At 61.3% G+C, this 5619-nt stretch carries 7 protein-coding genes and 1 tRNA gene; 4 read left to right on the top strand and 4 right to left on the bottom strand.

The window, feature by feature from the left end; genetic code table 11:
- Nucleotides 1-236: 236 nt before the first annotated feature.
- Both FD37_RS07725 and FD37_RS07720 read left to right on the top strand, forming a co-directional pair.
- A tRNA-Thr gene (locus tag FD37_RS07725) sits at nucleotides 237-309 on the top strand.
- Nucleotides 310-373: 64 nt separating this feature from the next.
- Nucleotides 374-1279 carry a DMT family transporter gene (locus FD37_RS07720; RefSeq protein ID WP_056964596.1) on the top strand — a complete coding sequence of 302 codons (906 nt, stop codon included), beginning with the start codon at nucleotides 374-376 and terminating at the stop codon, nucleotides 1277-1279.
- A 68-nt stretch (nucleotides 1280-1347) separates the two neighbouring features.
- On the opposite strand, the gene FD37_RS07715 is transcribed toward FD37_RS07720, so the two are convergent.
- The 4 genes from FD37_RS07715 to FD37_RS07700 all read right to left on the bottom strand — a co-directional run bounded on the left by FD37_RS07715 (nucleotide 1348) and on the right by FD37_RS07700 (nucleotide 3226).
- Nucleotides 1348-1701 carry a fluoride efflux transporter FluC gene (locus FD37_RS07715; RefSeq protein WP_045807218.1) on the bottom strand — a complete coding sequence of 118 codons (354 nt, stop codon included), beginning with the start codon at nucleotides 1699-1701 and terminating at the stop codon, nucleotides 1348-1350.
- Nucleotides 1701-2081 (bottom strand): fluoride efflux transporter FluC, encoded by a 381-nt coding sequence (locus FD37_RS07710; protein ID WP_045807217.1) that lies wholly within the window; start codon nucleotides 2079-2081, stop codon nucleotides 1701-1703. Before FD37_RS07710 ends, FD37_RS07715 begins: the two co-directional genes overlap by 1 nt.
- Nucleotides 2082-2174: 93 nt before the next feature.
- The gene (locus tag FD37_RS07705) at nucleotides 2175-2795 is read right to left on the bottom strand and encodes a sugar O-acetyltransferase (RefSeq protein ID WP_056964594.1); all 621 of its coding nucleotides are present in this window, start codon (nucleotides 2793-2795) and stop codon (nucleotides 2175-2177) included.
- Nucleotides 2796-2815: 20 nt separating this feature from the next.
- Nucleotides 2816-3226 (bottom strand): peptide deformylase, encoded by a 411-nt coding sequence (locus tag FD37_RS07700; RefSeq protein WP_056964592.1) that lies wholly within the window; start codon nucleotides 3224-3226, stop codon nucleotides 2816-2818.
- A gap of 118 nt (nucleotides 3227-3344) precedes the next feature.
- On the opposite strand from FD37_RS07700, the gene FD37_RS07695 reads away from it, so the two are divergent.
- Together FD37_RS07695 and FD37_RS07690 are read left to right on the top strand one after the other, a co-directional pair.
- The gene (locus tag FD37_RS07695; protein ID WP_225436352.1) at nucleotides 3345-3998 is read left to right on the top strand and encodes an NAD(P)H-binding protein; all 654 of its coding nucleotides are present in this window, start codon (nucleotides 3345-3347) and stop codon (nucleotides 3996-3998) included.
- Between the two features lie 205 nt (nucleotides 3999-4203).
- The gene (locus FD37_RS07690) at nucleotides 4204-5382 is read left to right on the top strand and encodes an MFS transporter (protein ID WP_045807213.1); all 1179 of its coding nucleotides are present in this window, start codon (nucleotides 4204-4206) and stop codon (nucleotides 5380-5382) included.
- Nucleotides 5383-5619: the final 237 nt, after the last annotated feature.

Below are 5619 nucleotides of genomic sequence, written 5' to 3'. Positions count from 1 at the left end.
GTAGGACGTTGCCACGCAAACGCAAGGAACTCAGCGATGAGTTCCTTTTTTTATGCCGTTTTTCGAGGGGATCGCTGTCCCTGTGTGGCCCGGGGACGGGGCACTAAGGGTGTCGCTACCGACGGCCTTGCTGGCTATCCGACCCGCCAGCCCCTTGAGCAAGTCGCCGGTAATCCACCCAGTTTTTCAGCGTCAACTATTGTCAGGGCACGCCTTTTCGGTGATAATAGACCTATGCCACTTTAGCTCAGGAGGTAGAGCGTTTCCATGGTAAGGAAGAGGTCGTTGGTTCAAATCCAATAAGTGGCTTACCGCGTCGTCGTCTCACGGGGACGGCGTTTTTTAGTGATACGGAGAAAGGAAGCGGAGCAACGTGCAACGGAGTCGACGGTTAGGCTTAACGGAAGTCATCAGTGGGGGAATCTTATGGGGAGCGTCGGGGACGTTTGCCCAGGCGGTCTTCAGTCGTTACCAGGTGCCGACACTCTGGCTGACCGGCGTGCGGCTATTGCTTGCCGGCCTCCTGCTGCTCCTCTGGTACGCCGCGGGGCACGGTCGGGCCGTGTGGGCACTGTGGCGGCAGCCCAAGATGGTCGGCCAATTGCTTCTGTTCAGCTTACTGGGCATGGTGCCGTCGCAGCTGACCTACTTTTTGGCCATTGCGTACGGCAACGCCCCCACGGCGACCGTCCTGCAATTCCTGGGGCCGCTGTTCATCATTATCTACCTGGCCCTCGCCCACCGCACCTGGCCGCGGCGCATCGACCTGTTGTCGATCGGCATCGCGCTCTTGGGAACCTACCTGCTGGTCACCAACGGGCACCTGACGTCGTTGGCGCTGGCCCCACGCGCCCTGTTCTGGGGGCTCTTAGCCGGGGTCAGCTCCGCGAGTTACACCTTATTGCCCCGTCGGCTCCTGGCTGCCTTTGACGCACGGCTGGTCGTGGGGTGGGCCATGCTGGTGGGCAGCCTGCCGTTCGGGGGAATTCTGGTCACGACCCGCTTGCCGCAGATAAACGGGACCGTGATCGGCGGCATCGCCTTTATCGTGATCGGCGGGACCATGCTGGCCTACCTGCTCTACCTCAAGAGCCTCGAGAGCCTCACCCCCAGCACCACCGGGATGCTGAGCGCCTTCGAGCCCCTGACCGCCACCGTCCTGGCCGTGACTCTGCTGGGAACGCCCATCACCGGCGCGGAAATCGTGGGCGGCCTGTGTATCATCGCCACCACGCTCCTGCAGGCACTGCCGGAAAAGGTGACGCCTGCGGCCGAGTGAACCATTTTACAGAAATTATCAGCAAACTAAAAGTGGACCGGGATCGTCAAAATCCGGGTCCACTTTTTTTAGTGAACGAGCCAAAATCCTAAGCCGGCCCCGCCGACGCCCAGCACCACCGACAAAGCGATGTAGCTGGCCGCCACCCGGGGGAAGCGGTGGAACAGGTTGGTGAATTCGTTGGTAAAGGTCGAGTAGGTCGAAAAGCCGCCCAGAAACCCGCTGGTCAACTGGAAGGCGACCGTGGTGGCCGGGAAGAGGCCGGCTCCGATGCCCAATAGAAACGACGCCAGGACGTTGATCACCAACGTCGGCAGGGGTAAGTAGGTGTCGAAGAAGAGCTGGTTGCCCAGAGCGGTCAGGCCGTAACGGCACAGGGCCCCGAGGCTGCCGGCGAAACAGACGGTGATTAAGAGAATCATCAGGCACGTTCCTCCTTGACCCAGTGTTGGGTCAGCCAGATACCGGCGCTGGCCGCGAGCCACCCGCCCAGCAGACTGCCGCCCACGTACAGGACGAGGGGGCCGTAAGCCTGGGCCTGTAGCAGGTGCAGGCTGTCCAGCGAGAAGGTGGAAAAGGTGGTGAAGCTGCCGACGAGGCCCACGCTCAAGCCAGTCACGACGGCCGGTGAGACCGGGACGAGTAACGGCAGGGCGCCGGTGATGAGGGGGAGGAGCAGGCACCCCACGAGGTTAATGATGAGCAGGGTGGTCAGGTGGTGCGGGGTGCCCGGGAGCGTCAGGAGGTAGCGCAGCCCGCTCCCCACGAACGCGCACCCGAAGATGGCGACGATTTTTTTCACGATGAGACTTCCTTTTGCGACCCACGGGGGCTCGCCAGATTTGGTGATACACATCCCTTCATTCTAAAGGATGACGACGAGCCTGGCAACGGCTTAGGCGTCGGTCGGCTCGTCCTCCGGGAGGGTGTCGGCGGCCGTAATCGGTCGAAGGACCCGGCAGGGATTCCCCACCGCCAGCGAGTTGGCGGGGATGTCGCGGGTGACCACGCTGCCGGCCCCGATGACACTGCCGGCGCCAATCGTGACGCCCCCGGCCACGGTCACGTTGCTGGCGAGCCAGCAGTTGGCTCCGATGGTCAGCGGTTTGCCGTATTCCAGGTCGTACTGGCTGCCGTCCGCGCGGGTCCGCAGGTTACGTTGTTGGTAGCGCAACGGGTGCAGGGGCGTGGCCAGGGTCACGTTGGGCCCCAGCATCACGTTGTCGCCGATCGTGACGTCGCAGGTGTCCAGGACGGTCAGGTTAGCGTTGGCGTAGACGTTCTGGCCGATGTGGGTGTGGATGCCGTAATCGAAGAAGATGGGGCCCTGTAAAAAGACCCCGGGACGGTGGTCGGGCAGGAGCTGATCGACCAGGGCCTGGCGGTCGGCGGTCTGCTCCTCAAAGGTTTGGTTGAACTGTTGACACAAGCGGTGCGCCGCTAAGCGTTGGCCGGCTAATTCGGGATCGGTCGGGTCGTAGAGCTGGCCCGCTAACATTTTAGTGATTTCTGACATGGAACAAGACTCCTTTCGGGTTAAATGACGATGCCGTTGCAGTGGTCGAGTTCGTGCTGGATGATTTGGGCGACGAAGCCACTGAACTGTTGGTGTTGGGGCTGAAATTGTTGGTTTAAGTAGTCCACGGTGATGGTCTGGTACCGGGTGGTCGGGCGTTCACCGGTCAGCGACAGGCAGCCCTCCTGCGTCTGAAACGGCTGGGACTTCTGCCGCAGCTGCGGGTTGATCATGGCGACGGGCAGCACGCCCATCAGGACCACGATGATACGCTTGTTCTGGCCAATCATGTTGGCGGCCATGCCGACGCAGTTGTCTTCGTGGGCGCGCAGGGTGTCCAGCAGGTCGGTGACGATGCCAGCGTCAAGGGGCGTGGCGGGGGCGGCTGGGGTACTGAGTTGTAACGGGTCGTGGACGATTGGTTTGATCATGGAAAAGCCTCCAGTGGGTAAGTTATTTTCAGTATACCATGTTCGGCCCAATTCGTTGACGGGTGGGGGCGCGACCCCCTAAAATGAAGACAACTTAAACGAATTGGGAGGACTTATGATGAAACTCGTTATTTTGGGCGCTCATGGGCGGATCGCCCGCCTGGTCACGGACCGAATCTTGGCGGAGCCGGCCTTTCGGAACGTCACGTTGACGCTGTTCTTGCGGAACGCGCACCGGTTGGCCCAGCTGGAGCAGAACCCCCGGGTCACGGTGGTCGACGGAGACATCACGGATCAAGCAGCGCTGACCACGGCTCTGCAGGGAGCGGACTTGGTCTTTCTGGCCACGGTCGACAGCCGGCCGGGCAACGCGGTGACTCACACGGTCATCGCCGCCATGCATGCCGCCGGGGTGAGCCGGCTGATCGCGTCGAGCTCGATTGGCATCAACCACGAGGGGCCGAACCAGGCGTTCATCGACTGGAACCAGCAGATGATTGGCCCGTCGTTGGCGGGGATGCACGCCGCCGACCAACTGTTGCGGGCCTCGGATCTGGACTACACCACGACCCGCTTCGCCTGGCTGAATGACCGGGACAACCGCGACTACGTGGTCAACCGGGAAAGTGAACCGTTCGCCGGGGGCTCCGGGTCGCGCCAGAGCATGGCCGACGTGATTCTGAAGATCGTCGCGGACCCGACGCTGTACGTCCGTGAAACCATCGGCATCAGTGATCCCGCCACCCGGGACGCGGGCTCGATGGTCTACTAAGCCCTGCGAATATTCCGAACCGGGCGGCCCAAGGGCGAGGGGTGCCGGCGTGGCGAGCGTCAGGCTGGCCAATCCCTCCCGGCTGGGGCCGCCCGGTTTTGTGCGTTTTCGGGCATCAAATTCGTGAGAATGGGGCGTTTTCTTTCGCGCTTAATTGCGGTAGAGTGAGTATTAAGAGACTTTTCAATAGGAAGGAGCCCTGTTTGTGACCAAATATCAATTGCAGGCGGCCTCATTCGTCCTGGTGTCCTTCATGCTGGGGTGTAACGAATTCATCGTGGTCGGCATCATCTCCGACATTTCACATTCGCTCAACGTGAGCGTGGCCACCGTGGGCTACCTGGTGACCGTGTTCGCCACGGTCTACGCCATCAGCACGCCGCTGATCACCGTGCTGACCAACCGTTTCAACCGCTACCATACGTTCATGGCCCTGATGGTGATTTTCCTGATTGGCAACACGCTGACCGGCTTTGCGACCAGTTTTCCCATTCTGGTGGCCGCGCGGATGATCACCGCCGTGGTTGCCGGGACCATCGAATCACTGAGTATCGCCATCGCGAACGTGATCGCCCCGCGGGAGAAGCGGGCCATCCTGATCTCCTGGCTGGCCGCCGGGTTCAGCATCGCCTCGGTCGTCGGGGTGCCGATTGGGACCGCCATCAGTACCAATTTCGGGTGGCAAAACGCCTTTCACGTGATCTCCCTGTTGAGCCTGGTGACCTGCCTGATCCTGGGGTGGTTATTGCCTAAGGACCTCAAGCAGGTGCCCGGGGGCATCAAGGACCAGCTGGTGTTGTTGACCGATAAACGCATCTACTTAGGCGCGGCGCTGATTCTCTTTACCGCCGCGGCCTCATACGCCTACTATACTTACGTGCGGCCGTTGATCACGACCACCCTGGGCTTCAACACCACCATGCTGAACTGGTTGCTGGTGGCCATCGGAATCATGAGCATCATCAGTAACCGGTTGTCGGGGACCCTGGCGGAACACGACGGCTTGCGGTGGCTGCCGCGGTTCTACGTGGTGGACATCGTGCTGCTGGCGCTGTTCCCGGTGGCGATGATGAACGCCTGGACCGGCTTCGCCTTGCTGATGGTGCTGACGCTGTTGGTGACGATCGGCGGGTCGCCGATTCAGATTCACTTCCTGGACGTGGCGGAGGAGAGCTATCCGCAGGCCACGGCGCTGGCGTCGGCGTTAAACGCCATCTTCTTCAACGTCGGTATCTCGCTGGGGTCGGCGACGGCTTCCGGCATTCTCAGCACGGCCGGCTTGACCAGCCTGGGCTGGGGAGCGGTGGTCTTCGCCGTCATCTCGTTGGGCGTGTCGTTATGGCTCAACCGGTCGATTGCCCAGCACCGGGCCCAAACAGCTTAATGTGACGTGTCTTGCAAGGAGTTGGCTTTGGCCAGCTCCTTTTTTGCTGGGGAAATGTTGTTGACCAAGTGGAAAGCAGTCGCTCCACGCCGACGAGCAAGATGGTCGCAGGTACGTTGCCGAGACCAGCGCCTACCGGTCGGTCAGCCTGGGGCTGGAACGTAGCCGGCACGACTTTGAGCTCCTCGCAAGAACCGCGACGATCTCAAAGATCGGCCTTTCTGTAATCCGGGCAAT

The sequence above is a fragment of the Levilactobacillus spicheri DSM 15429 genome (assembly GCF_001435095.1).
GTDB lineage: Bacteria > Bacillota > Bacilli > Lactobacillales > Lactobacillaceae > Levilactobacillus > Levilactobacillus spicheri.
The sequence above is the reverse complement of the archived record's forward strand: the minus strand, read 5'-3'. Positions and strand labels throughout refer to the sequence as shown.